Source organism: Streptococcus marmotae (assembly GCF_001623565.1).
In the GTDB taxonomy this organism is placed as follows: Bacteria; Bacillota; Bacilli; order Lactobacillales; family Streptococcaceae; genus Streptococcus; species Streptococcus marmotae.
This window is the reverse complement of record NZ_CP015196.1, coordinates 40,220-63,997: the sequence shown is the minus strand read 5'-3', so window position 1 is coordinate 63,997 and position 23,778 is coordinate 40,220. Positions and strand designations below refer to the sequence as shown.

The window sequence follows — 23,778 nt, the reverse complement described above, 5'->3', positions numbered from 1 at the left end:
AATTTTTCGTGCTTTAAATTTATTTGACCTTACTTGACTATTTTAGAGACGAAACTAAAGCAACCTCTATAGGTGTTTTCTATAATTGCTGTGAGTCTATTAACAGATTTCGATTGATGTATCATATTTTTAATAGCTACCATATGTAGAATATATAAAATGTTGAAAAGCTAGGTGCAAACGTTGTATTTCACTGTTTAATGAGACCGTTTTCATGTTATAATGAAATTATAAAGAAAAAATTGAATTTACGGTAATTACTGCTCAGATGGCACCAATGAAGAACCGATTGGAGGAAGTATAATGTTCAAAAAGAAGCAAATATCTTTTACAGATAGTCCTACAGCTCAAGATAAATTTGGGATAGGGAAATATATCACTGGTCTTTCTAATTTTATTAAGAAGTGTGAAGCACCATTAACTATCGCTGTTCAAGGTGATTGGGGTACGGGTAAAACAAGTATTATTTATCAAGTTAGAAATATTCTGGAAAGGGAGGGAATTAAATCTATATTTTTTAATACCTGGCAGTATTCTCAATTTGATATGGATACTCACTTGCCAATTTCGTTGATTTATGATTTAACGAGGGAAATTTCATCAGAAAAAGATAAGAGTGTAAAAGAATTTCTTGCCAATATAGCTTCATTACTTACAAGAAGCGTTGCCTATTCTGATCTGCCTTATTTAAATATGGAGAAAATTTCTGATGATTTGACAGACAAAGTCAAAGATACATTCGAAAAGAATGATAATATTAAATCATTAGTAGAGAATTGGAATAAAATTGTAGAAGATAGTTTGAAGAATGAAAAATATAAAAAAATAGTGATTTTTATAGATGACTTAGATAGGCTAGTCCCATCAAGAGCTGTTGAAATACTTGAAGTGCTCAAGTTGTTCCTTGAATCGAAGAATTGTGTTTTTGTCCTGGCGATAGATTATGATGTAATTGTTACTGGGGTTAAAAATAAATATGGAGATGATGTTGATTCAGCAAAAGGTAGAGCCTTTTTTGATAAATTAATACAAGTACCTTTTACTGTTCCGGTTGCACATTATAATATTGAGAATTACATTAGAGATTCGATTAATAATCTTAATTTGACGAATACGAAATGGGATGAAGCAACAATAAAGCGACAGATTATTCCATTGATTAAATACTCAATTGGAACAAATCCTAGGAGTATCAATCGCTTATTGAATTCTTTTAGTCTTCTGTTAAACATTTTTGAAGATGCGACTAAAGATAAATCAAATAGAGAATTGATGCTTTTTGCACTTGTATGCATGCAATATGCGTATGAAAATCAATATCTACAGCTGGTAGAAAGTCTAAAAGAAGATTTTCCTCCCAGAAAGGATGTCATTAAGGGTATAATTAAAAAATATAAACAAGAGGGGAATGATTTAGTAGATGAATTTCAAAATTTTATGCAAATTTTAGAGGAACTCATTAGCAACGATACAGATGATACTACTTTTATTCAATTATTTGATATGTCCGAGACAGTTTCTACTGGCAATTTAAATAAAAAGCAAAATCATTCGCCTAATGAGGATGTTCAATATGTAATCAGAAAATTATTCAATAAAATGACTACCGGTCAGGGATTTTCGCTAGATGAACCAACTCTGTTTGGGACTGAAAAAAAAGAAGATCGAATCTCTAATAAAGTGGAGATTGAAAATATTTCTAAACTTGAATTAACGAGAGGTAAGGGGCAGGGAATTTATATATATTTTAGAGGTTCTGATAAGAAGCAAGCTATTTATTTTTCTGGAGATACATACGGTAACTGGACAGGACCAATGCTCGATGGAGTGGATATTCAGTCCAGTGAATTAAAGGACTTTCCTGCAGCAGAATTACGAGATAATGAAGACAAGTTTGAAGCGTTTTATGAAAAACTAATGGAAAAAATTAAAGAAGTTATTGATAAAGATAATAAAAATTGACCACCTGATATGATGTAATGGGCGGTTACTTCTTTGGACTGATAGTCTCTAACTGTATAAGCCAGTTCATCAATTTTCCTTTTTAGAGTTGGATTTCAGTTCTCCCAAGTTTTTTATTTGACCTTTTTTGACTATTTAAGTATAATAATCTCAAAATCGAAAAGGAGAATACTATGATTCCTGTAGTTATTGAACAAACTAGCCGTGGGGAACGCTCGTATGATATTTACTCACGCCTCTTAAAAGATCGTATTATCATGTTGACAGGCCCAGTTGAAGACAATATGGCAAATTCTGTCATTGCCCAGTTGCTCTTCCTTGATGCGCAAGATCCAACCAAGGATATTTATCTCTATGTCAATACTCCTGGTGGTTCTGTCTCAGCAGGTCTTGCTATTGTGGACACCATGAACTTTATCAAGGCAGATGTCCAAACCATTGTTATGGGGATGGCAGCTAGCATGGGAACCATTATTGCGTCGAGTGGTGCTAAGGGCAAACGCTTCATGTTGCCACATGCAGAGTACATGATTCACCAACCAATGGGTGGTACTGGTGGTGGTACGCAACAGACTGATATGGCGATTGCAGCTGAGCACCTATTAAAAACCCGTAACACACTAGAAAAAATTCTAGCAGACAATTCAGGAAAAAGTATCAAACAAATCCACAAAGATGCAGAACGTGATTACTGGATGAGTGCTAAAGAAACCCTTGAATATGGCTTTATTGACCAGATTATGGAAAATAATCAGTTAAAATAAGAGGTGAGATTGTCTCACGTTGGAAATGACAAACCAGCTTGGCGAATTTGTCATTTTTGTTTGTTTTAAGCTATACAGCCATTCTTGAAAGATTACCCAAAACAAATAAAGCTCATCATTATCAAATGGCCTATTTTTTGATATAATAGCAAATAGAAGAAGTGAAAGAGGAAACGTATGGTATTTGAAAAACAAGAACGAGTGAGTTTAGCAGTTTATCTACATTACAACCGCGATGCGCGAAAATTGAGTCAATATGGAGATATTATCTATCATTCTAGGCGTTTGCGCTATTTACTGTTATATGTTCCTCAGGAGAGCGTTGAAACTTTGATGGCCACATTAAAAAAAGAACGGTTTGTGAAAAAAGTTGTTCCGTCGCATTTTAAAGAAATGGATAGGGATTTTGTCGGCAGTTTATGGCGTCAAGAAGAAGAGAAAAATAGTTTGTAAAATTATTTTTCTTTTTTTGTTGACAATTTTCAGATAATTCAGTATATTAGATACATCGCAAAAATTAAGAAAGTTTTAAGGAGTTTTTATGAAAACAAGTAAATTCAAATTAGCATTGCTTAGCTTTGCTTCTGCAGCGCTTCTTGCTGCCTGCGGAAATGTATCGAGCACCAACTCATCTGCGACTGGTACGGAATTAAAAGAAGATACATTGAAAATCGGTTATAACTTAGAATTGTCAGGTGCTGTTTCATCTTATGGTCAAACAGAAAAAAATGGTGCTGACCTTGCTGTAAAAGAAATCAATGCAGCAGGTGGTGTTGACGGTAAAAAAATCGAAGTAGTTGCGAAAGACAACAAATCAGAAACTGCTGAAGCAGCGACTGTTGCAACCAGCCTTGCTAGTGAAGGTGTAAATATTATCATCGGCCCTGCAACTTCAGGTGCGTCAGGCGCTTCTATCGCAAACGTAACAGCTGCAGGTGTACCAATGATTACTCCTTCAGGAACGCAAACAGACCTCGTTGTGAACAGCGAAGGAAAAGTACAAGATTTCTTCTTCCGTACAACCTTTACGGATGGATACCAAGGTGAAATCATGGCAGAATATGCGACAAAGAACTTGAACGCTAAGAAAGTTGTTCTTTACTATGATAACTCTTCAGATTATGGTAAAGGTGTTGCAGAATCCTTCCAAAATGCTTACAAGGGTGAGATTGTCTCAACTATTACCTTTGCTTCAGGTGATAAAGATTTCCAAGCAGCCCTTACAAAATTAAAAGGTCTTGACTTTGATGCCATTATCATGCCAGGTTACTACAATGAAACAGGGACAATCGTCAAACAAGCACGTGGTCTTGGTATTGACAAACCAATCCTTGGTTCAGACGGTTTTGACTCACCATTGTTTGCAGAATTGGCAACAGCTTCAGCAGCCAACAAAGTTTACTACCTTTCTGCCTTTGTTCCGTCAGCAAGCGACCGTGCCAAAGGATTCCACGATGCGTATATGAAAGAATACGGTGAAGAGCCTTCAATGTTCTCAGCACTTGCTTATGACTCAGTTTATATGGCAGCAGAAGCATCAAAAGGAACTAAAAACTCTGTAGAAGTAAAAGATAAATTGGCTGCTTTGAAAGACTTTGACGGTGTAACTGGTAAAATGTCTATCGACAAAGACCACAACGTTGTAAAATCTGTTTACGTGGTGAGCTTGAAAGACGGTAAAGCAGACACAGTTGATACAGTATCTCTAGCAGAAACCGCTAAATAATCAATAATAGTCATTATTATTTACTGATACAAGCAAGGAGTCTAGGACGATTGTCCCAGACTCCATTGCCATGTATAGACAGTCAAAGAATAGCCCTGTATTAGGACAGGAGCTAGTATCAATTTTTTAGAAAGTTTGGTGAACACATGCTTCAACAACTGGTCAATGGTTTGATTTTAGGTTCTGTGTATGCCTTGTTGGCCTTGGGGTATACAATGGTATATGGAATTATCAAACTGATTAACTTCGCCCACGGGGATCTCTACATGATGGGAGCCTTTATGGGATATTATTTTTTAAATAAGCTAACCTTTATTTCAAATGGTGGTCTCCGCTTGTTCGTTGCCTTGATTGCTACCATGATTGGAACAGCAATTTTAGGCGTTGTAATTGAATTTTTAGCCTATCGACCGTTACGGAATTCAACTCGTATCGCAGCCTTGATTACAGCGATTGGCGTTTCCTTCTTCTTGGAATACATCATGGTTTATTTCTTCACCGCGGATGTCAAGCCTTTTCCGCAGGTCTTAGATGCAACAAAATTTAACCTTGGCCCTATTACCGTGGACAGTATCCAATTGATTATCTTGGGAGTGTCTCTCTTCTTGATGGTAGCCTTGCAGTTGATTGTTCAGAAAACAAAGATGGGGAAAGCCATGCGTGCTGTTTCTGTTGATAGCGATGCAGCACAGCTAATGGGAATCAATGTCAATCGTACGATTAGCTTTACTTTTGCGTTAGGGTCAGCCTTGGCAGGAGCAGCAGGGGTCTTACTCGGTTTATACTACAACCAGATTGAGCCACTTATGGGGATGACACCTGGTTTGAAAGCCTTCGTTGCTGCGGTTCTAGGCGGAATCGGAATTATTCCTGGTGCTGCGCTAGGTGGCTTTGTTATCGGAGTCATTGAAACCTTTACCTATGTTATTGGCTTAGATACCTTCCGTGATGCGATTGTCTACATTGTCTTGATTATCATTTTATTGGTAAGACCAAGTGGTATTCTTGGCAAAAACGTGAAAGAGAAGGTGTAATCATGGCAAGAAATCTAAAAGTAAATGCAATTTGGCTAGCTGTTTTACTAGCTGGTTTTGGAGTCATTCAAGGACTCGTTGCAACAGGTATCTTGAACTTCTACTATATCCAAGTAGTACAACAAATTGGGATTAACATCATCATGGCAGTCGGTTTGAACTTGATTGTTGGCTTTTCAGGTCAATTCTCACTTGGGCATGCTGGTTTTATGGCTATTGGTGCTTACTCAGTTGGTGTTCTCGGGAAAATGATGCCTAGCTATGCAGGTTTTGCTATTTCGCTACTCGTTGGAATGGTACTTGCAGGTGGAGTAGCCCTCTTGGTTGGTTTGCCAACTCTCCGTTTGAAAGGAGATTATCTAGCAATCGCAACGCTTGGTGTGGCAGAGATTATCCGTATTTTTATTATCAATGGTGGAAAAGTAACGAACGGCGCAGCTGGGATTATGGGAATTCCTCTCTTTACCAACTGGCAATTAGTCTATGCTTTTGTGGTGATTACAACGATTTTCACTGTGAACTTCCTACGTAGTCCTATGGGACGGACGGTTATTTCTGTCCGTGAAGACGAAATTGCAGCAGAATCTGTCGGGGTGAATCCTACTAAAATGAAGGTCATTGCCTTTGTCTTTGGTGCCATGACAGCAGCTATTGCGGGTGGTCTCCATGCAGGCTATGTTGGTACGATTGTACCAAAAGACTTTGCGTTCATGACCTCTGTCAATATTTTGATTATCATCGTATTGGGGGGACTTGGCTCTATTACGGGAACCTTTGTTGCAGCGATTGTCCTAGGCGTCTTAAATGTTTACCTCAAGAGCTATGCAAGTGTCAGCATGATTATCTACTCACTTGCCCTTATCTTGCTCATGATTTTCCGTCCAGGTGGTCTTTTAGGAACGAAGGAATTATCCTTTGCTCGATTCTTCAAGAAGAAGGAGGATGCGAACTAATGGCACTTCTTGATGTACAAAAATTAACCAAAAATTTCGGCGGTTTAACTGCTGTTGGTGATGTCACAATGGAATTACACGAGGGTGAATTGGTCGGCTTGATTGGACCAAATGGTGCAGGAAAGACAACCCTCTTTAATCTCTTGACAGGTGTCTACGAGCCCAGTGAAGGCACGATTAGTTTAGCAGGTACTACCTTAAATGGGAAGGCGCCTTCTAAAATTGCTTCTCTAGGATTGGGACGGACCTTCCAAAATATTCGACTGTTCAAAGATATGACGGTTTTGGAAAATGTCTTGATTGGCTTGAGCAATCATGGAAAAAGTCATGTCCTTGCCAGTTTTTTCCGCCTACCAGCCTTTTACAAGAATGAGGTAGCTCTACGTGAAAAAGCCATTGAACTCTTAAAAATCTTTGATTTGGATAAGGATGCAGATACCTTGGCCAAGAATCTTCCTTACGGACAACAACGCCGTTTGGAAATTGTACGTGCCTTAGCAACTAAACCCAAAATTCTCTTTCTTGATGAGCCAGCAGCAGGGATGAACCCACAGGAAACGGCTGAATTAACTCAATTGATTCGTAAAATCAAAAATGAGTTCAACATTACGATTATGCTGATTGAGCATGATATGAGCTTGGTCATGGAAGTTACAGAGAGAATCTATGTCTTGGAATATGGTCGCCTGATTGCACATGGCACACCAGAGGAAATCAAAACCAATAAACGTGTTATCGAAGCTTATCTAGGAGGTGAGGCCTAATGTCAATGTTAAAAGTGGAAAATTTGTCCGTCCATTACGGTGTCATCGAAGCAGTAAAAAATGTATCCTTTGAAGTCAATGAAGGAGAAGTGGTTACACTAATTGGTGCAAATGGTGCAGGCAAGACCTCTATCTTACGAACTATTTCAGGCTTGGTACGTCCATCTTCTGGGACGATTAGCTTTTTAGGAAATGAAATCCAACGTGTTCCAGCTCGTAAAATTGTAGCAGATGGCTTGTCTCAAGTGCCAGAGGGACGCCATGTTTTTGCAGGACTGACCGTTATGGAAAACTTGGAAATGGGTGCATTTTTGCGCAATAATCGCGAAGAAAACCAAGCTAACTTGAAAAAGATTTTCGCTCGTTTCCCACGTTTAGAAGAACGTAAGAATCAAGATGCAGCAACCCTTTCAGGAGGAGAGCAGCAAATGCTTGCGATGGGGCGTGCTCTCATGAGTCAACCAAAATTATTGCTCCTTGATGAGCCTTCTATGGGGCTTGCACCTATTTTCATTCAAGAAATTTTTGATATTATTCAAGATATTCAAAAACAAGGGACAACTGTGCTCTTGATTGAACAAAATGCCAACAAGGCGCTTTCTATTGCAGATCGAGGCTACGTCCTTGAAACAGGAAAGATTGTCTTATCGGGGACCGGTCAAGAGTTGCTCGCTTCTGATGAAGTTCGTAAAGCTTATCTCGGTGGCTAAGAGTGAAATGTGATAGTGATAAGAGGCTGAGACAAAGTGTCCAGCCTCGATTCTTTTATAGATGTAACAGTTTGACGCCTATCAATAGTTAGGGGAGTGACTATTGATACCTGAGCCTAGAAATTTGAAAGCAAGGATTGTCGGGTTTGTAGAATGTTGATAAATCAACATTCTACAAATCACGTCAACCTTGCGGGGGTGAGAGTAAACGAATCCAGTGGATTCGTTTAGCCAGAACCTAGAAATAAAGGAGTGAGGATAATCGATTTCTGCGAATACCGATTGAGTCTCACTCTCTTTTTGTTTTTGAAAAAAACTTTAAAATTTATAAGAAACCGCTTGCAAAAACAAAAAAATCATGCTATACTAACATGGTAAAAAGATTCACAAAAGGAGAAAGCTTATGAAAGCTTATACATATGTTAAACCAGGCGAAGCAGCCTTTGTTGATGTTGAAAAACCAGTGGTCCGCAAACCAACCGATGCTGTGGTTCGTATGTTGAAAACAACAATTTGTGGAACAGACCTTCATATCATCAAGGGAGATGTTCCAGTTGTTGAAAGTGGTCGGATTTTAGGTCACGAAGGTATTGCGATTGTCGAAGAAGTTGGTGAAGGTGTTACAAACTTCAAAAAAGGCGATAAAGTCTTAGTTTCTTGTGTCTGTGCATGTGGAAAATGTTACTATTGTCGTAAAGGGATTTATGCCCACTGTGAAGATGAAGGTGGATGGATTTTTGGTCACTTGATTGATGGTACACATGCAGAATATCTACGTGTACCGCATGCAGACAATACACTTTACCACACTCCAGAAGGTGTGTCAGATGAAGCTCTCGTTATGCTATCAGACATTCTTCCAACTGGTTATGAAATCGGTGTTATCAAAGGAAAAGTAGAGCCAGGCTGTACCGTTGCGATTATTGGTTCAGGACCTGTTGGTTTGGCAGCTCTTCTTACTGCACAATTCTATTCACCAGCGAAGATTATCATGGTGGATTTGGATGACAACCGTTTAGAGACTGCTCTTTCATTTGGTGCGACTCACAAAGTAAATTCTGCTGATACAGAAAAAGCAATTCAAGAAATCTTTGATTTAACAGATGGCCGTGGGGTTGACGTTGCCATTGAAGCAGTTGGTATCCCAGCAACATTTGACTTCTGTCAAAAGATTATCGCAATCGATGGTACAATTGCGAATGCCGGAGTACACGGTGTGCCTGTTCAATTTGATTTGGATCGTCTATGGATTCGCAACATTAACGTAACAACAGGCCTTGTTTCTACCAATACAACGCCACAATTGTTGAAGGCTATGGAATCTCATAAGATTGCTCCTGAAAAATTGGTTACTCACTACTTCAAACTCAGTGAAATCGAAGAAGCTTACAAGGTATTCTCAAAAGCTGCTGATCACCATGCCATTAAAGTCATTATCGAAAATGACATCTCACCAGAAGCGTAATGAAAGGGAGGGCACTAGTCTCTAAAAGTTAGAAAATATTTTAAAGCAAGGACTGCGCTCTGTATTGCACTGGCTCAGTCCTTTTAATTATGTGAGTTTTAGTCTGTATCGCTCCGAAAGGGTACACCTAAAAACTCTCCAAATGCGCTACAATAAAAGTGTTCAAGCCTACTACTGTAAAGCGAAAGGAGATACTAATATGGCACCAAAGGTAGATAGTTTATTGCGCACAAAATGGATGTGCTCCACCACATTGATTATACAGTTACAAGGGAGTAGAAATTATAGAAGGACATCTGGTGCCAGACGACGTTCACATGTTAGTCCCCTCTACGGATAACTGTATTCAGTTTCATGGGGGACTTAAAACGATACCATTCTTTTTAAGAAACGATGTTTGATAGTGTTCAACATAGCAGCCACCTCCTTAACTTTGGTTTAGCATAGAAAAAGAGAGTTTATTCTAAATAATGGGAATAAACTCTCTTAACTTAATGACATTGGATTTTCGACCTAGCTTCTTTTTTGTTTTTTAGCTTTTATATACCTCATAATAATATATCCCAATATAATAGAAATACGGGGGAGAATGTTTACAACAATATAGACAACAATATCTTTAAAAATTTCAATCATTGTTCTCTAATCCCTATCACTTTAGGGTAAAGCTTTGCACCTGAAATTTGTGTAGGTGGCTCATAGACTTGTTTCAATCTGACAATAACACCTCGGTCAGCGCTCAAATAAGCACCTCCGACACCGCCACCTATCGCTCCAATCATTCCTGCCACACTAGCACTTATATGTGGTATAGCTCCCAACAATAATCCCATAGCACCCCCGCCAGCAGCCACCATCGCAGACCATGTAATATTATTAATATAAACATCAGTCATTCCATTTCCTAAATTAACAACCTTATTTACTCCTTTTACACCTAGACGCTGAGCAAATATAGAACATATTTTTTGATATTGTTCTTTAGTGAATACATCTTGATTATATAAATTCTCAGCAGCTTTATGAACATCACTGTTAGAAAAATAGACAACATTTTCAACCGATTCAGTCGGCATGTATCCAACATTAGTGTTAGCTTCTTCGGCTAAAACAACAATAGGAACAATATTACTAGATAATAAAACAATGGCACTAGAAACCAAAAATGATTTTTTTAGCGTAGTGTTCATAAGACAGCCTCCTTATATCAATTAAATTTTTTCAATTTAATTGTAAAGCAAATTTTCCCAAAAAACAAGTCTGTTATTGAAAGCGTTTTTATGTTATAATAAGAAGATTGACGATGGGAATTCTACATAAAAATAGTATAAAAAAGCACTAAAGGGGAGTGGGACAAATCAGGATGAGCGCGACGCGCTTACCCTGGTCTGTCCCAGACTCATACATACGTTCTAGGTATAAAAAGCATAAAAATAATTGAAAAAACTTTTAAAAAAGTGTATAATAAAATCGAAAGAAAGCGGTTACAAAAGGAGGTTTTTATGTTAGATTTGAGAAATGTTCGCCTAGCTTATTCAGAAAAAGTCTTGCTAGAAACTACACATCTTCAGTTTCACAGAGGAAATCTCTATACAATTTATGGGAAATCAGGTGTCGGAAAATCCTCTCTGTTGAATAAGATTGGGCTAGTGGCAGCAAGTGATTCAGCGATGGAGTATTTTTTTGACGGTCAGCGAATTGACAGTGATAATCCTGCATTAACATCTCTGTTTATCGCCGAGGAGGTAGCTTTTGTATTTCAACAACAAAATCTTTTAAACGATTTAACGGTGAAGGAAAATTTACTGCTGCCCTTGCAATTTTATGCGGAGTCCGAGGCAAGTAAGGAACTACGGATTGAAACGATTTTAAAAGAAATGGGGATTGAAGACTTATTGGATCGCTATCCGGAAGATTTATCTGGTGGCGAGGAGCAGAGAGTTGCGATTGCCCGTGCCTTAGTTGCCGATAAGAACATCATTTTAGCAGATGAACCGACAAATTCTTTAGACGATGAAAATAAGTGGCTGGTTTGTTCACTCTTAGAGGATCTTGCTAGGAAGTTCAATAAAATTGTCATAGTGGTATCCCATGATCCAACTGTTATTGCAATCGGTGATGAGCAGCTTCATTTTCAAGATAAGCACCTCATTGGAGGAACAATCAGACAATCTATGGAAGAAGCAGGAGAGTGGCAAGCGAGGATACGGACGAAAGTTTCGATTCCCCTACAAAAGCATAGGAGACATCCCCTCCCACGGTTGCTATCTGCCTTTGTTTCACTAGTAGTAGCGATAGCTGTTGCGTCGTTTAATATCCAATCTTTATTTGCAAGTCGCTACCAATCTTTAGTGAGTCAATCTTTGGAAAATGGTTTCTTGGTAATTCATGATACGCTACAGTTGAATACCAAAAAAGTGATGGACGATTTTTTAAGTCTGACCAGTGAAGAAATAAATCAGATAAAGGATAGTGGCCAAATAGAATCTGTTCAGCCCTATATGGAATTTCCCAGTATTGGCATGACTGTTGAAAATGCTCGCGATTATCTAACAGCTGGACGAAGTACAGAGCCATCTGTAACGATTAATGGGCAGACGGTATCACTGAGTAAACCGTATTCTATCCAGCCTTTGTTTGCTACCAATACAACTCAACGACAGATTCAATATTTTGATAACACACAGACAGAGGGAGTATATCTATCAGAGCAATTTATCAATAATGAGAAATTAAAAAATATCGTTGCTGGATCAGAGGTGTCGGTTTCTTTTTACGTTCCGATTGCTCTGTATGAAAATAGTATTGAAAAAGAAGGGGTCATTTTTAAAGGAGATGGAGATTTGTATGTCAAGCAAGAGAGGACGTTCAACGTTTTAGGGATTGTAAAGTCTGAGTATCCTTTTGACTATTCTCCATATAGCAATTCTCTATTTATGGATAGTCAGCAGATGAAAAGGATTCAAGATGAAGCTATTGCTGAAAATCCCCTTAAAGAGACGACTCTTGGTGGATTTAATCTGAAAGCCTGGTCTCCAAGTGCGGTTCATCTAATTGTAAAAGATAGCCAAACTATTCCGCAAGAAGTTCAGCGCATTAAAGCTCTTTCTTCGAAATTTTCAATTGTGTCCTCTTTTGAGAATTATGAACAATTCAGCAAAGGTTTGCAGTATATCCAAAACTTCTTACTGCTCATTTCAGGCGTATTGTTAGTATTGGTAGTCGCTATTTTATCATTTGTATTTTATTTGGTGAACCGTACAAGACGATTTGAGGTTGGCATCTTAAAAGCCTTAGGCTATCAGACGAAACAAGTTCTTGTGCTGTTCTTTAAAGAATTACTGCTGTATGGCAGAAGGATTTTCCTTATTTCTGCAAGCATACTTTTTATTTTAGCAGTTCTTCCAATGCAGGTACTCCAATTACACTTACAGGATATCATTCAGTTTTACCTAAACTCTATCATGTGGCTTCTTTGTCTCACCTTTACTGTATTGACGATTAGTGGTCTGATGCCAATCTATCAAACCTGTAAACAGTCGATCGTTGATACACTGCGGACGAATAGATGAGGTAGTTAAAAATGAAAAGGAAACGGATAAAAGTAGTCTTATTGGTACTTAGTTTTCTCACTATGTTCATTGGTAGCAGGGTGAGTGCTGGATTTGAGACCCATTATCAGACCCTTGATGGGCATAGTTTAGTCGGTTTGCATGTTCTCAATGTGACGTTTCATGCTTCGGGCTACTCAAATAGCAATAGTGGTTCTGTGACAAATATGTATTTTACAGATTGGACGATTTTCCCTAATACGATTAGCAACCGCTCAACATGGAAAAGTTCCATTCCTTATGGAGAACGAGCAAATGGAAGTGTCATCATTGGCGCTGGTGTAAACTCTCCTTGGGGCGCTGTGAATCTCTGGGAAGGACAGCATTATTTCTCAATAGATTTCTAGACTTTAATAAATCTGTATGATAGTTGCTTTATGGTAAACTGAAGATGTCATTAGTGGGGTGGGAGTGAGCTTAGAAACAAGAGAGCGTCTTGATACTGCGAGTTCTCTCCCATTCCTTTTTTGAATGTATCAGGAAGTAACGAGTACGAGAAGATTGTGTATTAAAGAAAAAATTTCACTTTTTTTCAATAAAAATTGAAATCGTTTTCTGATTTGTGGTATACTAGAGTTATAGAAGAGACGAGGAGGATTGCATATGGCAGTTAAAGATTTTATGACACGAAAGGTGGTCTACATTTCCCCGGATACGACGATTGCACATGCCGCTGAATTGATGCGGGAGCAAGCGATTCACCGTTTACCCGTTATTGAAAATGATAAGTTGATTGGACTTGTCACTGAAGGAACAATTGCAGAGGCTAGCCCGTCAAAGGCGACCAGTCTGTCTATCTATGAGATGAATTATCTCTTGAACAAAACCAAGGTTCGTGATGTCATGATACGAGATGTCATTACTGTGTCGAAATTTGCCAGCCTAGAAGATGCCGTTTACTTGATGTACAAAAATAAGGTTGGTATTTTGCCGGTTGTGGACAATGATCAAATGGCAGGGATCATTACAGATCGCGATGTCTTTGCGGCCTTTCTACATGTGTCTGGTTATGGTGAAGCAGGCGTGCGCGTGCGCTTTTTGGTAGAAAATAAGGCTGGTGAGCTGGAAAAGATTATCAGATTGATTTCAGAAAAAGGCTACAACATTGTCAGCACTGTCCAGATTGCGGATAAGTCAGGTAGTGTGGTCATCGAGGTACAGATTGAAGGAAAGGTCGACAGTCAGCAGTTAGCAGACACGTTTGAACAGGCCAATATCAAAGTGGATAGTATGGTGCCAACTGAAACGAAGAAAATATAAAAAAGAGCAACGTGCTCTTTTTCTGTTAGGATAATCGGTACTCTAGAGACAGCGAGAGTTGTCATACTAAATAGCGAGTACACTTCTCTTATAGATTAGTTTGAAAGGAATAGAAAAGCTATTCGATTTGAATGAATGGCACATTCTTATTTTTCAAAGGGTTGTTTATTGCTATCAAGTGTAAATCCTTCGCCTAAAACTTCATGGGCATCCGTAATTGTGATGAAGGCATGGGGATCAATGCGGTGGATTAGTTCTTTCATTTCTTGTAGCTGACTTTTATAAATGACGGAATAAACCATATCAATCTCTTTTCGACTATAAAAGCCCTGTGCTTTAATCAGTGTAATCCCACGTTCGATATTTTCGTCAATCGCTTGCGCCAACTCATGTGATTTTTCAGAGACAATCATAACGCCTTTACTTCCGTAATTTCCGTCGCTGATAAAGTCAATCACACGGGAGACAATGGTGACCATCATGAGCGTATAGAGAACATTTCTTAAATCATGAAAGACCAGAATAGTAAGGGTTAAGACAAAGATATCAAAAGCTAGGATAATTTGCCCAATCGTATAAGAAGTATACTTGTGACCAATACGGGCTAAAATGTCACTTCCTCCAGTCGTTCCCCCAGCCTTGAAAATTATTCCCAGACCAGCTCCCATAAGAATCCCTCCTAGAATAGCAACTAAAATGAGGTCATTTTCTAATGGAATGGTAATAGGGATATGCTCAAATATGGCTAGCCAAGCAGTTACGCCAAGTGTGCCTACTAGGCTGTAATAGAGAGTCCGTTTTCCTAGAATTTTCCAACCAATGATAAACAGAGGAATATTGATGAGAATATTCATGAGCCAGGGTTGAATCCCAAACAGATAGTAAAGGATGAGGTTAATACCCGTTGCACCGCCTTCATAGAGATGGTTTGGAATAATTAAATAGTAGAGACCAAAAGAAAATAGCCCTGCTCCTATTAGAATAAAAAAAAGATTTTTGGCTCGTAGCATTGCCCGTCTCCCTTCGTTTCGCCTATTCTCATTCTAACAGATTTAAAACGGATTCACAAGACAAATAAAAAGTGCTTTTTCCTGGCTTTTTTGGTAGAATAAAAAGAAGTGTAGTTACTCTGTTTCACTTAGTCGGTTGTTGCTTGCCTGACCCAACTGCGGTTATTCCTACGACATGTTGTCCAAGACTAAGTGAAAGTGGAACGATTATACAGTCAAGTAAGAGAAACGCAAAGAATATCATAAAGTAGGGGATTCGTATGACACAAGGAATGTTTATCACATTGGAAGGACCAGATGGTGCAGGAAAGACAACGGTCTTACAAGAATTGGTGCCTCGCTTGGAAGCATTAGGAAAGCAAGTCATCACGACTCGTGAGCCAGGCGGTGTGGCTATTGCAGAAGAAATTCGCTCGGTTATCCTAAATCCTCAGAATACAGCGATGGATGATAAGACAGAATTATTGCTTTACATTGCGGCAAGACGCCAGCATTTGAAAGAGCGGATTATCCCAGCCTTAGAAGATGGCGCCCTGTTACTAGTAGATCGCTTTATCGACTCCTCTGTTGCCTATCAAGGTTTTGGCCGAGGGCTTGATATTGAAGCCATTGATTGGTTAAACCAGTATGCTACAGACGGTATCAAGCCAGATTTGACCCTCTATTTTGATATTGATGTCGAAGAAGGACTGGCTCGGATTGCTCGAAACAAGCATCGGGATGTTGATCGACTGGATATGGAAACCTTGGATTTGCACGAGCGTGTGCGAAAAGGGTATTTAACGATTGTAGACAAGGAAGCAGAGCGTGTGGTGAAGATTGATGCTTCTGAGAATGTGGAGAAAGTGGTAGAGGCAGCCTATACTGCTATCTATGACCGCTTTTTTAGATAAACGATGAAAAAAGAAGAATTACAACGACTACAACCTCAGTTATTCCAGTCTTTTCAACTGGTTTTGCAACAAGAACGGTTAGCGCATGCCTATCTCTTTTCAGGTAATTTTGCGAGTTTTGAAATGGCTATCTTTCTGAGTCAGGCGATTTTTTGTGAGGAGAAGGACGGATATGCTCCTTGTGGTCATTGTCGAACCTGTCGCTTGATTGAAGAAGATGAGTTTACAGATGTGACAATTATCCGTCCCCAGGGCAATACGATTAAGACAGAGACCATTCGAGATCTGGTCAAGCAATTTTCACAGTCTGGTTTTGAGTCTACTCAACAGGTCTTTATTATTCGTGATGCGGAAAAAATGCATCCAAATGCTGCCAATTCTCTCTTGAAAGTGATAGAAGAGCCTCAGAGTGACAGTCATATTTTTTTATTGACCAGTCAGGAGCAAGCCGTTTTACCAACCATCAAAAGCCGGGCACAGTTAGTGACTTTTCCCAAAAATGTACCAATTTTAGAGCGGTTGTTGGAAGAAGAAGGCTTGTTAAAAACGCAGGCCCAGTTGATTGCTCGTCTGGTCGAAAATATCGAAGAAGCGAAACAATTGGCCAGCCATAAACCTTTTTTGGATCTACTAACATTCGCTAAAAAATGGCTCGACCTGCTGCTGACTCAGTCTGATCAAGCCTATCTGCAGATAGGTGTCTTGGTACGCCTCGTTGGTGAAAAAGGAGAACAGGCAAGGTTGCTAGATTTGCTTACCCTCCTATTAGCAGATCGAATGAGAGAGCCACATGTCTTGATATACTTAGAACATCTACAACTAGCACGCCGGCAATGGCAAAGCAATGTTAGCTTACAAAACGCCTTAGAATATTGGGTATTAGCAACAGAAAAACAAGTGAAAGGATAGAGAATGGATAAGAAAGAGATTTTTGATGCCCTAGAAGGTTTTTCAAACAACTTACTGGTTACGATTGCAGAAGTTGATGCGATTAAGAAACACTTGCGAGGGGTCATCGAAGAAAATGCTGCGCTACGCTTAGAGAATTCCAAATTACGGGAACGCCTAGAAAAAGAAGACCGTGAACAGAATCGGACAGCCAATTTTGGAAAAGAAAATTTGAAAAGTATCTATGACGATGGCTTTCATATTTGCTCAGGCTTTTATGGTCAACGTGCGGATAGCGTTGAGCCATGTCTGTTTTGTGAAGAATTATTGAATAGAGAGTAACTATGCAGATTCAAAAATCAGTCAAACACTCCCTGCCCTATGGCACCCTATACCTTGTTCCGACACCGATTGGTAATCTTCAGGATATGACCTTTCGAGCGATTGGAGTTCTAAAAGAGGTCGATAGTATTGCGGCAGAAGACACACGTAATACAGGACTTTTGCTGAAACATTTTGAGATTGAGACGCGGCAGATTTCCTTTCATGAGCATAATGCCTACGAAAAAATTCCCATCTTACTCGACATGTTGCGTTCCGGTCAATCAATCGCTCAGGTGTCAGATGCGGGACTTCCAAGTATCTCAGATCCAGGGCATGATTTGGTCAAAGCCGCGATTGCAGAAAACATTCCAGTTGTTGCACTGCCGGGGGCATCGGCTGGGATTACAGCTTTGATTGCTTCTGGTCTAGCGCCTCAACCGCATATTTTTTATGGATTTTTGCCACGGAAATCTGGTCAGCAAAAAGCATTTTTTGAAGAGAAAAAGCATTATCCAGAAACACAAATTTTCTACGAATCACCACATCGGGTCAAAGCGACTTTGGAAAATATGCAGGCTGTCTATGGAAATCGCTCTGTGGTTGTGGTTCGTGAATTGACAAAACTGTATGAAGAATACCAACGTGGACAGATTAGTGAAGTTGTGTCCTCTATTTCAGAAAATCCTTTAAAAGGTGAATGTCTAATTATCGTAGCGGGTTACGCAGAAGATGAGGTCCTTGTAGCAGATAAAGGAAATCTAGTAGTAGAGGTGGATAAGCTGATTGCGGCTGGTCATAAGCCCAATCAAGCAATAAAGGAAGTAGCCAAGCGCTATCAACTCAAAAAGCAAGAAGTCTATGATCTCTATCATGGGCTCTAGTGAGCTAGAAGTTACCATTTCAGACACGTTAATAAGTTTGAACGAGGCTAGGATTTTTTCTGTCTCGTGTTTTCTTATTCTCAAAAGGCAAATAACTGGTCTAAGGTAGGGGAAAATGATGGAATTGTCTGAAAATTTGTGATATAATAAACAAAATCTTTTTTATGTCGGAGGAGTATGATGACAATCTATAATTTTTCTGCAGGTCCTGCAGTATTGCCCACCCCTGTCTTAGAAAAAGCACAGGCTGAATTACTGGATTACAAAAGCTCAGGGATGAGTGTATTAGAGATGTCGCATCGCTCCAAGGAGTTTGATGACATTATCAAGGGAGCTGAAGCGACTTTGCGAGAGTTAATGGACATTCCAGACAACTATAAAGTTTTGTTCTTACAAGGCGGCGCTTCGCTTGAATTTACCATGATTCCACTTAATTTTGCTCGTGGCAAGAAAGCCTATTATCTAGCAGGTGGTTCATGGGGGAAAAAAGCTTATACAGAAGCAGTCAAACTCTCTAAAACAATCGCTTTTGAGCCGATTTTACTGGGCTCGACAGAAGACATTACCTACGCAGAACTGCCAAGTTTTGATAAGAATACAATCGACCCTGAGGCAGCCTATGTCCACTTGACCACCAACAATACCATTGAAGGAACAGCTGTTTATACGATTCCAGATACCAATGGTGTCCCAGTCATTGCAGACATGTCATCCAATATTTTGGCAGCTCGCTATCGTGTGGAAGATTTTGCCATGATTTATGCAGGTGCGCAGAAAAACATTGGTCCTGCAGGTGTGACAGTCGTGATTGTCCGTGAGGATTTCTTGAATGATGAGCCAGTCTTGTCAAGCATGTTGGATTACCGCATTCAAGCGGAAAATGAATCGCTCTACAATACACCACCAGCTTATTCTATCTACATTTCGAAACTCGTCTTTGAATGGGTCAAGGAAATCGGTGGGGTCGACCAAATGGAAAAACTCAACCGTGAAAAATCAGGCCTTTTGTACGATTACATTGACCAATCAGCCTTTTACACGAATCCAGTGCGCAAGGTTGAAGAACGTTCGGTAGCCAACATTCCTTTTGTATCGCCAAGTCCAGAACTTGATGCAAAATTTGTCAAAGAAGCGACCGCAGCAGGTTTTAAAAATATCAAGGGTCACCGTTCAGTCGGCGGTATGCGAGCTAGTCTTTATAACGCTTTTCCCCGCCAAGGAGTGGTTGATCTGATTGCCTTTATGAAGAAATTTGAAGAGGAGAATGCCTAATGGAAATTCGACTTGCTCACCCCAATGAAGTGACTGCGATTTGTCAGATTTTTCAAGATGCTCGTGATTTTTTAGACCAATCGGGTAGTAGCCAGTGGCAAGGAGTCTATCCAAGTCAGGAGGATGTCTTTGAGGATATTTTATCAGGTCGTGGCTATGTGGCAATTGTAGAGGGACAGGTAGCAGCCTATACAGCTGTCCAAGTCGGTAATGAACCAGCCTATAACGAGATTTATGACGGAAAATGGCAGCACAATAATTTTATCTACACCACTTTTCACCGCATAGCAGTTGCGCAACAGTTTCGTGGGCAACAAATCATTCAGACCTTTTTACAGGGCCTGATTGAAGGACAAAAGGGTCCAGATTTTCGATGCGACACCCATGAAAAAAATCTGCCCATGCAGCATATCTTGGAAAAATTAGGCTTTGTCTATTGTGGGAAAGTTCCAATTGACGGGGAGCGCTTAGCCTATCAGAAAATAAAAAGTAAGCAAGAAACCAGTTTGTATCAGGAAATTGCAGAAGATGACCGCTGGTTGCTAGGAAGAAATGACTAAAAAAGAATAGAAAGAGAAGGGAATGGGGATAGCCACTCCCTTTTAGGAAATAACATGGTATTTAGTGTACGAACTTTTAACAATATTAATCAAATTGGCTTGAAAGAACTGGGAAATCAATTTCAGATTGATGGAGATCAGGCAGCTAATCCAGATGCTTTTATTATTCGCTCTGAAAATTTACATGGTGTTGCTTTTCCTGAGAATCTAAAAGCGATTGCTCGTGCAGGTGCAGGAACCAACAACATTCCAATCGAAGAAGCAACAGCCCAAGGAATTGTCGTTTTTAACACACCGGGAGCCAATGCTAATGCGGTAAAAGAAGCAGTTCTAGCCTCTATTTTACTCTCTGCGCGTGACTATATTAGCGCTAGCGCATGGACCAACACTCTATCAGGTGATGATGTGCCAAAACAGATTGAAGCTGGGAAAAAAGCCTTTGCAGGAACAGAAATTACAGGGAAAACTCTTGGTGTCATTGGACTAGGTGCCATTGGAGCCAGAATAGCAAATGATGCTCGCCGTTTGGGAATGAACGTTTTGGGCTACGATCCTTACGTATCGGTTGAAACTGCATGGAGCATTTCAAGCCATGTCAAACGTGTTGCTGATTTGAAGGAGATTTTTGCGCAGTCAGATTACATCACAGTTCACGTACCGCTAACGGAACAGACACGTGACTTGTTCAATGCGCAAGCATTTGCGATGATGAAAAAAGGAACGACCATTATCAACTTTGCTCGTGGAGAATTGGTGAATCATCAGGACTTGTTTGATGCTATTGCAACAGGAGTTGTTGGTCACTATGTGACAGATTTCGGAACAGAAGACTTACTCAACAAGCCCCACATTACAGTTTTCCCCCATGTTGGTGGTTCAACAGAGGAAGCTGAGCTAAACTGTGCCATTGCGGCTGGTCAGACCATTCGTCGTTTTATGGAAACAGGAGAAATTACGAACTCGGTTAATTTCCCAAATATGCACCAAGCCTTATCAACACCATTTCGGATTACCTTGATCAATAAAAATGTGCCAAATATGGTGGCTAAGATTTCGACAGCTGTATCTAGCTTAAATATCAATATTGACAATATCTTAAATCGTTCGAAAGGTGATTATGCTTACACTATGCTTGACTTGGATGAGGCAGATAAGGAAAAAATCAAGGCACTTGCTGAGCAATTTGAAAGTGATGAGAATATTGTCAAGGTTCGTATCATCGAAGGTAGGAAAAACTAATGGATAAACAAGAACGAAAAGAATATGTGAAAGAATTAAAAGAACGCTTTGAAGTCTTTCAAGTGAATCTCATTACAGCCCTCTGGGTTGATAAGGAAACTGGTGTCGAGTATCTCCGTCTAGGGGATGAGGAATTGCGTCCCTTGTTGAATCCAGAAGGAAAGCCAAACATCAATAAGAAATTCCAAGATGATGTACTATAAATGCCTGTATTCATCACCGCTAGGGGAGCTGTCTATCATTGCAACAGATAAAGGATTACGCGGTATTTGGTTTGAGAATCAACAGCATTTTGAACGTGGTATCACAGAAAAACCAATCATGACAGAACACCCTGTCCTAAGACAAGCCGTCTCCTTGTTAGATGATTATTTTGCTGGTCGGACAGTTGATGTTTCCACTTTAGCGCTGGACGTTCCTGCCACACCATTTCAAGAAACTGTTTGGCAAGTGCTACAAGAAATCCCCGGTGGGCAGACCATGACCTATGGTCAAATTGCCAAGCGCTTGGGTATGGCTTCTGGTCAAGCAGTCGGTGGTGCGGTGGGGAAAAATCCGATTGCGATTCTGATTCCTTGCCACCGAGTAGTAGGTAGTAAGGGGCAATTGACAGGCTACGCGGCGGGTCTTGAGAAGAAAATTTGGCTACTCGCCCATGAATCATCAATGAAAAAAGAGGACAATACATGTTAACATTTTATGAATACCCAAAATGCTCAACCTGTCGAGCAGCCAAGGCTGAGTTACAAGCTCTGGGACTTGCATTTGAGGCGATTGATATTAAAACCAATCCACCCAAAGCGAGTCAGTTAAAAGAGTGGATGGAAGCGACGGGGCTTGAGCTCAAGAAATATTTCAATACCTCTGGCAATAGCTATCGTGCTCTTGGGTTAAAAGACAAATTTGACCAGTTGACAGTCGATCAAGCCTTGGACCTACTAGCAAATGACGGTATGCTCATCAAGCGCCCTTTACTCATTCAGGACGGCAAAATCCTGCAGATTGGTTATCGAACAGAGTATAGAGCACTAGGGTTGTAAGAGAAGAAAGATAAATGAGCTAATGATGGTGACACTATCCTTGTATCATGAAATTGAACATGGCCGTTTATTGCAGTCCTATTCTTTATGTGACAGTACGCATACCGATACTCCCCAAAATATTATTGAAATGTCAAAAAAAGATAGGGATAGGTATCCGGTCGCAATACTTGATCAGGAAGATGGGTACCTTATTGGCTTTTTTTGTCTGCACATAAATGCTAAGAAGTATGGTTATGATTTAGAGGATTATGGAGAAAAAGAGAGACTAGTACGGCTTACGTACCTTTTATAGGGTGACAGAGAATGAGGGAGTAGCTGCTTGGGGCGAAAATTATCGTACGTAGCCTATATTGGAAAAAGATTGGTAAAAACGTTTATCGTGGACAACAATAAATGGGTGTATTAATCAAAGAAGAAATAAAAGTTAAGAAGACAGGAGTTCTAGTGAGCTACTGTTTTCATATCTTTGTCTGATCTTTGTGGTATAATGACAATGAATTAATTTTAAAAAGATGTTTGTACAAGAAAGGTCTAGTATTTAGTGTATGTTTGACTATGAAATTTTAACATCATTTAATGAATTGGAACACGAAATTTATGAATATATAATCAAAAATTTAGAAGCCGTTCCGTTCATGAGAATTAGAGAGCTAGCAGAGGCAACACATGTTTCGACAGCTACTATATTACGATTTTGTAAAAAAACAGGTTGTGAAGGCTATTCTGAATTTAAGATTATGTTGAAACAGTATGCAGAGTCGAGACGTGGGTCGTTTCAGTTGAAAAAGAATAGTTTTGAGTTGTTGCATTTTTTTGAATCTTTTTATTCAGATGAATACAATCAGATTGCTCAGAAAATTGCGGAACAACTTTATTTAGCAAATCAAATTATATTTATCGGTGTTGGAAATTCTTCAAGCATTGCATTGTACGGTTCAAGATATTTTGCTAATATAGGTAAAATGAGTTTTGCGATAACAGATCCTTTTTTTCCAATACGAGCAATTTCAGAAAGGAATCAGAACGAAAAAATTGTAGTAATTTTTTTAACTATTTCTGGAGAAACAAAGGAGATTCTTCAACTCCAAGAACAATTTCACATTCTGGGGGCTAAGACAGTGTCCATTACATCAAGTAAAAATAGCTCTATTGGGCAATTGACTGATGATTGCATTCCATTTTATTTAAAAAATATTAGAGATAAAGATATAGATATTTCCAGCCAGATAGCAACGGTAGCTTGGATAGAACGACTTGGGAGGGAAGTGTTAGAGATACAACAGAGTGTAAAGTAACACTCTGTTTTTATTATGTAACAAATTATAAAATGCTAAACCTGTTACAATCGTTTCCAAAAATATTGTAAGCCCTTTAATTATCTGCTATTATACAAGTGAGCTCAGAAATAAAAATGGAAAG

Annotated in this window: 25 protein-coding genes and 1 pseudogene; 24 read left to right on the top strand and 2 right to left on the bottom strand. The window is 39.4% G+C overall.

The genetic code is table 11. From position 1 onward, the window contains the following. Positions 1-303 precede the first annotated feature (303 nt). The 10 genes and pseudogenes from A4H00_RS00290 to A4H00_RS12390 all read left to right on the top strand — a co-directional run. Positions 304-1,962, top strand: a complete 1,659-nt coding sequence (locus A4H00_RS00290) for a KAP family P-loop NTPase fold protein (RefSeq protein WP_067085888.1) — start codon at positions 304-306, stop codon at positions 1,960-1,962. Between the two features lie 155 nt (positions 1,963-2,117). Then, positions 2,118-2,726: an ATP-dependent Clp protease proteolytic subunit gene (locus A4H00_RS00285; RefSeq protein ID WP_082815563.1), complete on the top strand. Its 609-nt coding sequence runs from the start codon at positions 2,118-2,120 to the stop codon at positions 2,724-2,726. A 177-nt stretch (positions 2,727-2,903) separates the two neighbouring features. Further along, positions 2,904-3,179, top strand: a complete 276-nt coding sequence (locus A4H00_RS00280; RefSeq protein ID WP_067085883.1) for a YlbG family protein — start codon at positions 2,904-2,906, stop codon at positions 3,177-3,179. Between the two features lie 88 nt (positions 3,180-3,267). Continuing rightward, entirely contained in the window at positions 3,268-4,452 is a 1,185-nt protein-coding gene (locus A4H00_RS00275) for an ABC transporter substrate-binding protein (protein ID WP_067085881.1), read from the top strand. 146 nt (positions 4,453-4,598) lie between these two features. Further along, positions 4,599-5,486, top strand: coding sequence for a branched-chain amino acid ABC transporter permease (locus A4H00_RS00270; protein WP_067085871.1), 888 nt, complete (start codon positions 4,599-4,601; stop codon positions 5,484-5,486). A gap of 2 nt (positions 5,487-5,488) precedes the next feature. Then, positions 5,489-6,439 carry a branched-chain amino acid ABC transporter permease gene (locus tag A4H00_RS00265; RefSeq protein WP_067085868.1) on the top strand — a complete coding sequence of 317 codons (951 nt, stop codon included), beginning with the start codon at positions 5,489-5,491 and terminating at the stop codon, positions 6,437-6,439. Further along, complete coding sequence (locus A4H00_RS00260) at positions 6,439-7,203, top strand: ABC transporter ATP-binding protein (RefSeq protein ID WP_067085866.1); 765 nt, start codon at positions 6,439-6,441, stop codon at positions 7,201-7,203. Before A4H00_RS00265 ends, A4H00_RS00260 begins: the two co-directional genes overlap by 1 nt. Beyond that, positions 7,203-7,913, top strand: coding sequence for an ABC transporter ATP-binding protein (locus A4H00_RS00255; protein ID WP_067085865.1), 711 nt, complete (start codon positions 7,203-7,205; stop codon positions 7,911-7,913). The genes A4H00_RS00260 and A4H00_RS00255 overlap by 1 nt, the downstream gene beginning before the upstream one ends. Before the next feature lie 403 nt (positions 7,914-8,316). Further along, the gene (locus A4H00_RS00250; protein WP_067085862.1) at positions 8,317-9,378 is read left to right on the top strand and encodes a zinc-dependent alcohol dehydrogenase family protein; all 1,062 of its coding nucleotides are present in this window, start codon (positions 8,317-8,319) and stop codon (positions 9,376-9,378) included. Between the two features lie 257 nt (positions 9,379-9,635). Then, a pseudogene (locus A4H00_RS12390) lies at positions 9,636-9,747 on the top strand (IS200/IS605 family transposase); the annotation flags it as partial. 263 nt (positions 9,748-10,010) lie between these two features. Here the strand turns inward: A4H00_RS12390 and A4H00_RS00245 are convergent. Continuing rightward, positions 10,011-10,568, bottom strand: a complete 558-nt coding sequence (locus A4H00_RS00245; RefSeq protein WP_067085860.1) for a hypothetical protein — start codon at positions 10,566-10,568, stop codon at positions 10,011-10,013. A gap of 312 nt (positions 10,569-10,880) precedes the next feature. Here A4H00_RS00245 and A4H00_RS00240 point away from each other — a divergent pair, with 312 nt between their 5' ends. The 3 genes from A4H00_RS00240 to A4H00_RS00230 all read left to right on the top strand — a co-directional run bounded on the left by A4H00_RS00240 (position 10,881) and on the right by A4H00_RS00230 (position 14,249). Continuing rightward, positions 10,881-12,950, top strand: coding sequence for an ATP-binding cassette domain-containing protein (locus tag A4H00_RS00240; RefSeq protein ID WP_067085857.1), 2,070 nt, complete (start codon positions 10,881-10,883; stop codon positions 12,948-12,950). 11 nt (positions 12,951-12,961) lie between these two features. Beyond that, positions 12,962-13,336, top strand: a complete 375-nt coding sequence (locus tag A4H00_RS00235) for a hypothetical protein (protein ID WP_067085854.1) — start codon at positions 12,962-12,964, stop codon at positions 13,334-13,336. A 256-nt stretch (positions 13,337-13,592) separates the two neighbouring features. After that, positions 13,593-14,249: a CBS domain-containing protein gene (locus A4H00_RS00230; protein ID WP_067085851.1), complete on the top strand. Its 657-nt coding sequence runs from the start codon at positions 13,593-13,595 to the stop codon at positions 14,247-14,249. A gap of 146 nt (positions 14,250-14,395) precedes the next feature. Here A4H00_RS00230 and A4H00_RS00225 read toward each other — a convergent pair whose 3' ends face one another. Continuing rightward, positions 14,396-15,259 (bottom strand): YitT family protein, encoded by an 864-nt coding sequence (locus tag A4H00_RS00225; protein WP_067085848.1) that lies wholly within the window; start codon positions 15,257-15,259, stop codon positions 14,396-14,398. A 260-nt stretch (positions 15,260-15,519) separates the two neighbouring features. Here A4H00_RS00225 and tmk point away from each other — a divergent pair, with 260 nt between their 5' ends. The 11 genes from tmk to A4H00_RS00165 all read left to right on the top strand — a co-directional run bounded on the left by tmk (position 15,520) and on the right by A4H00_RS00165 (position 23,654). Next, a complete protein-coding gene (gene tmk / locus A4H00_RS00220; RefSeq protein ID WP_067085845.1) occupies positions 15,520-16,152 on the top strand; it encodes a dTMP kinase in 633 nt (210 codons plus the stop codon). Between the two features lie 3 nt (positions 16,153-16,155). After that, positions 16,156-17,061 (top strand): DNA polymerase III subunit delta', encoded by a 906-nt coding sequence (locus A4H00_RS00215; protein ID WP_067085842.1) that lies wholly within the window; start codon positions 16,156-16,158, stop codon positions 17,059-17,061. A gap of 3 nt (positions 17,062-17,064) precedes the next feature. After that, positions 17,065-17,382: a DNA replication initiation control protein YabA gene (gene yabA / locus A4H00_RS00210; RefSeq protein WP_067085840.1), complete on the top strand. Its 318-nt coding sequence runs from the start codon at positions 17,065-17,067 to the stop codon at positions 17,380-17,382. A 2-nt stretch (positions 17,383-17,384) separates the two neighbouring features. Then, entirely contained in the window at positions 17,385-18,245 is an 861-nt protein-coding gene (rsmI, locus tag A4H00_RS00205; RefSeq protein ID WP_067085837.1) for a 16S rRNA (cytidine(1402)-2'-O)-methyltransferase, read from the top strand. Positions 18,246-18,425: 180 nt separating this feature from the next. Next, positions 18,426-19,517, top strand: coding sequence for a 3-phosphoserine/phosphohydroxythreonine transaminase (gene serC, locus A4H00_RS00200; protein WP_067085834.1), 1,092 nt, complete (start codon positions 18,426-18,428; stop codon positions 19,515-19,517). Beyond that, positions 19,517-20,077 carry a GNAT family N-acetyltransferase gene (locus tag A4H00_RS00195; RefSeq protein WP_067085831.1) on the top strand — a complete coding sequence of 187 codons (561 nt, stop codon included), beginning with the start codon at positions 19,517-19,519 and terminating at the stop codon, positions 20,075-20,077. Before serC ends, A4H00_RS00195 begins: the two co-directional genes overlap by 1 nt. A 54-nt stretch (positions 20,078-20,131) precedes the next feature. After that, positions 20,132-21,316, top strand: a complete 1,185-nt coding sequence (locus A4H00_RS00190) for a phosphoglycerate dehydrogenase (protein WP_067085828.1) — start codon at positions 20,132-20,134, stop codon at positions 21,314-21,316. Beyond that, positions 21,316-21,519 (top strand): DUF6440 family protein, encoded by a 204-nt coding sequence (locus A4H00_RS00185; RefSeq protein ID WP_067085825.1) that lies wholly within the window; start codon positions 21,316-21,318, stop codon positions 21,517-21,519. The genes A4H00_RS00190 and A4H00_RS00185 overlap by 1 nt, the downstream gene beginning before the upstream one ends. Further along, positions 21,509-22,009 (top strand): methylated-DNA--[protein]-cysteine S-methyltransferase, encoded by a 501-nt coding sequence (locus tag A4H00_RS00180; protein WP_099092145.1) that lies wholly within the window; start codon positions 21,509-21,511, stop codon positions 22,007-22,009. The genes A4H00_RS00185 and A4H00_RS00180 overlap by 11 nt, the downstream gene beginning before the upstream one ends. Continuing rightward, positions 22,003-22,356, top strand: a complete 354-nt coding sequence (locus A4H00_RS00175; RefSeq protein WP_067085819.1) for an arsenate reductase family protein — start codon at positions 22,003-22,005, stop codon at positions 22,354-22,356. The genes A4H00_RS00180 and A4H00_RS00175 overlap by 7 nt, the downstream gene beginning before the upstream one ends. A 548-nt stretch (positions 22,357-22,904) precedes the next feature. Then, complete coding sequence (locus A4H00_RS00165) at positions 22,905-23,654, top strand: MurR/RpiR family transcriptional regulator (RefSeq protein WP_067085814.1); 750 nt, start codon at positions 22,905-22,907, stop codon at positions 23,652-23,654. The last annotated feature ends 124 nt before the right edge of the window (positions 23,655-23,778 follow it).

Coding starts and splice junctions, on each gene's coding strand:
- A4H00_RS00290 (WP_067085888.1), top strand. CDS start 304: ATGTTCAAAAAGAAGCAAATATCTTTTACAGATAGTCCTACAGCTCAA.
- A4H00_RS00280 (WP_067085883.1), top strand. CDS start 2,904: ATGGTATTTGAAAAACAAGAACGAGTGAGTTTAGCAGTTTATCTACAT.
- A4H00_RS00275 (WP_067085881.1), top strand. CDS start 3,268: ATGAAAACAAGTAAATTCAAATTAGCATTGCTTAGCTTTGCTTCTGCA.
- A4H00_RS00270 (WP_067085871.1), top strand. CDS start 4,599: ATGCTTCAACAACTGGTCAATGGTTTGATTTTAGGTTCTGTGTATGCC.
- A4H00_RS00265 (WP_067085868.1), top strand. CDS start 5,489: ATGGCAAGAAATCTAAAAGTAAATGCAATTTGGCTAGCTGTTTTACTA.
- A4H00_RS00260 (WP_067085866.1), top strand. CDS start 6,439: ATGGCACTTCTTGATGTACAAAAATTAACCAAAAATTTCGGCGGTTTA.
- A4H00_RS00255 (WP_067085865.1), top strand. CDS start 7,203: ATGTCAATGTTAAAAGTGGAAAATTTGTCCGTCCATTACGGTGTCATC.
- A4H00_RS00250 (WP_067085862.1), top strand. CDS start 8,317: ATGAAAGCTTATACATATGTTAAACCAGGCGAAGCAGCCTTTGTTGAT.
- A4H00_RS00245 (WP_067085860.1), bottom strand. CDS start 10,568: ATGAACACTACGCTAAAAAAATCATTTTTGGTTTCTAGTGCCATTGTT.
- A4H00_RS00240 (WP_067085857.1), top strand. CDS start 10,881: ATGTTAGATTTGAGAAATGTTCGCCTAGCTTATTCAGAAAAAGTCTTG.
- A4H00_RS00235 (WP_067085854.1), top strand. CDS start 12,962: ATGAAAAGGAAACGGATAAAAGTAGTCTTATTGGTACTTAGTTTTCTC.
- A4H00_RS00230 (WP_067085851.1), top strand. CDS start 13,593: ATGGCAGTTAAAGATTTTATGACACGAAAGGTGGTCTACATTTCCCCG.
- A4H00_RS00225 (WP_067085848.1), bottom strand. CDS start 15,259: ATGCTACGAGCCAAAAATCTTTTTTTTATTCTAATAGGAGCAGGGCTA.
- tmk (WP_067085845.1), top strand. CDS start 15,520: ATGACACAAGGAATGTTTATCACATTGGAAGGACCAGATGGTGCAGGA.
- A4H00_RS00215 (WP_067085842.1), top strand. CDS start 16,156: ATGAAAAAAGAAGAATTACAACGACTACAACCTCAGTTATTCCAGTCT.
- yabA (WP_067085840.1), top strand. CDS start 17,065: ATGGATAAGAAAGAGATTTTTGATGCCCTAGAAGGTTTTTCAAACAAC.
- rsmI (WP_067085837.1), top strand. CDS start 17,385: ATGCAGATTCAAAAATCAGTCAAACACTCCCTGCCCTATGGCACCCTA.
- serC (WP_067085834.1), top strand. CDS start 18,426: ATGACAATCTATAATTTTTCTGCAGGTCCTGCAGTATTGCCCACCCCT.
- A4H00_RS00195 (WP_067085831.1), top strand. CDS start 19,517: ATGGAAATTCGACTTGCTCACCCCAATGAAGTGACTGCGATTTGTCAG.
- A4H00_RS00190 (WP_067085828.1), top strand. CDS start 20,132: ATGGTATTTAGTGTACGAACTTTTAACAATATTAATCAAATTGGCTTG.
- A4H00_RS00185 (WP_067085825.1), top strand. CDS start 21,316: ATGGATAAACAAGAACGAAAAGAATATGTGAAAGAATTAAAAGAACGC.
- A4H00_RS00180 (WP_099092145.1), top strand. CDS start 21,509: ATGTACTATAAATGCCTGTATTCATCACCGCTAGGGGAGCTGTCTATC.
- A4H00_RS00175 (WP_067085819.1), top strand. CDS start 22,003: ATGTTAACATTTTATGAATACCCAAAATGCTCAACCTGTCGAGCAGCC.
- A4H00_RS00165 (WP_067085814.1), top strand. CDS start 22,905: ATGTTTGACTATGAAATTTTAACATCATTTAATGAATTGGAACACGAA.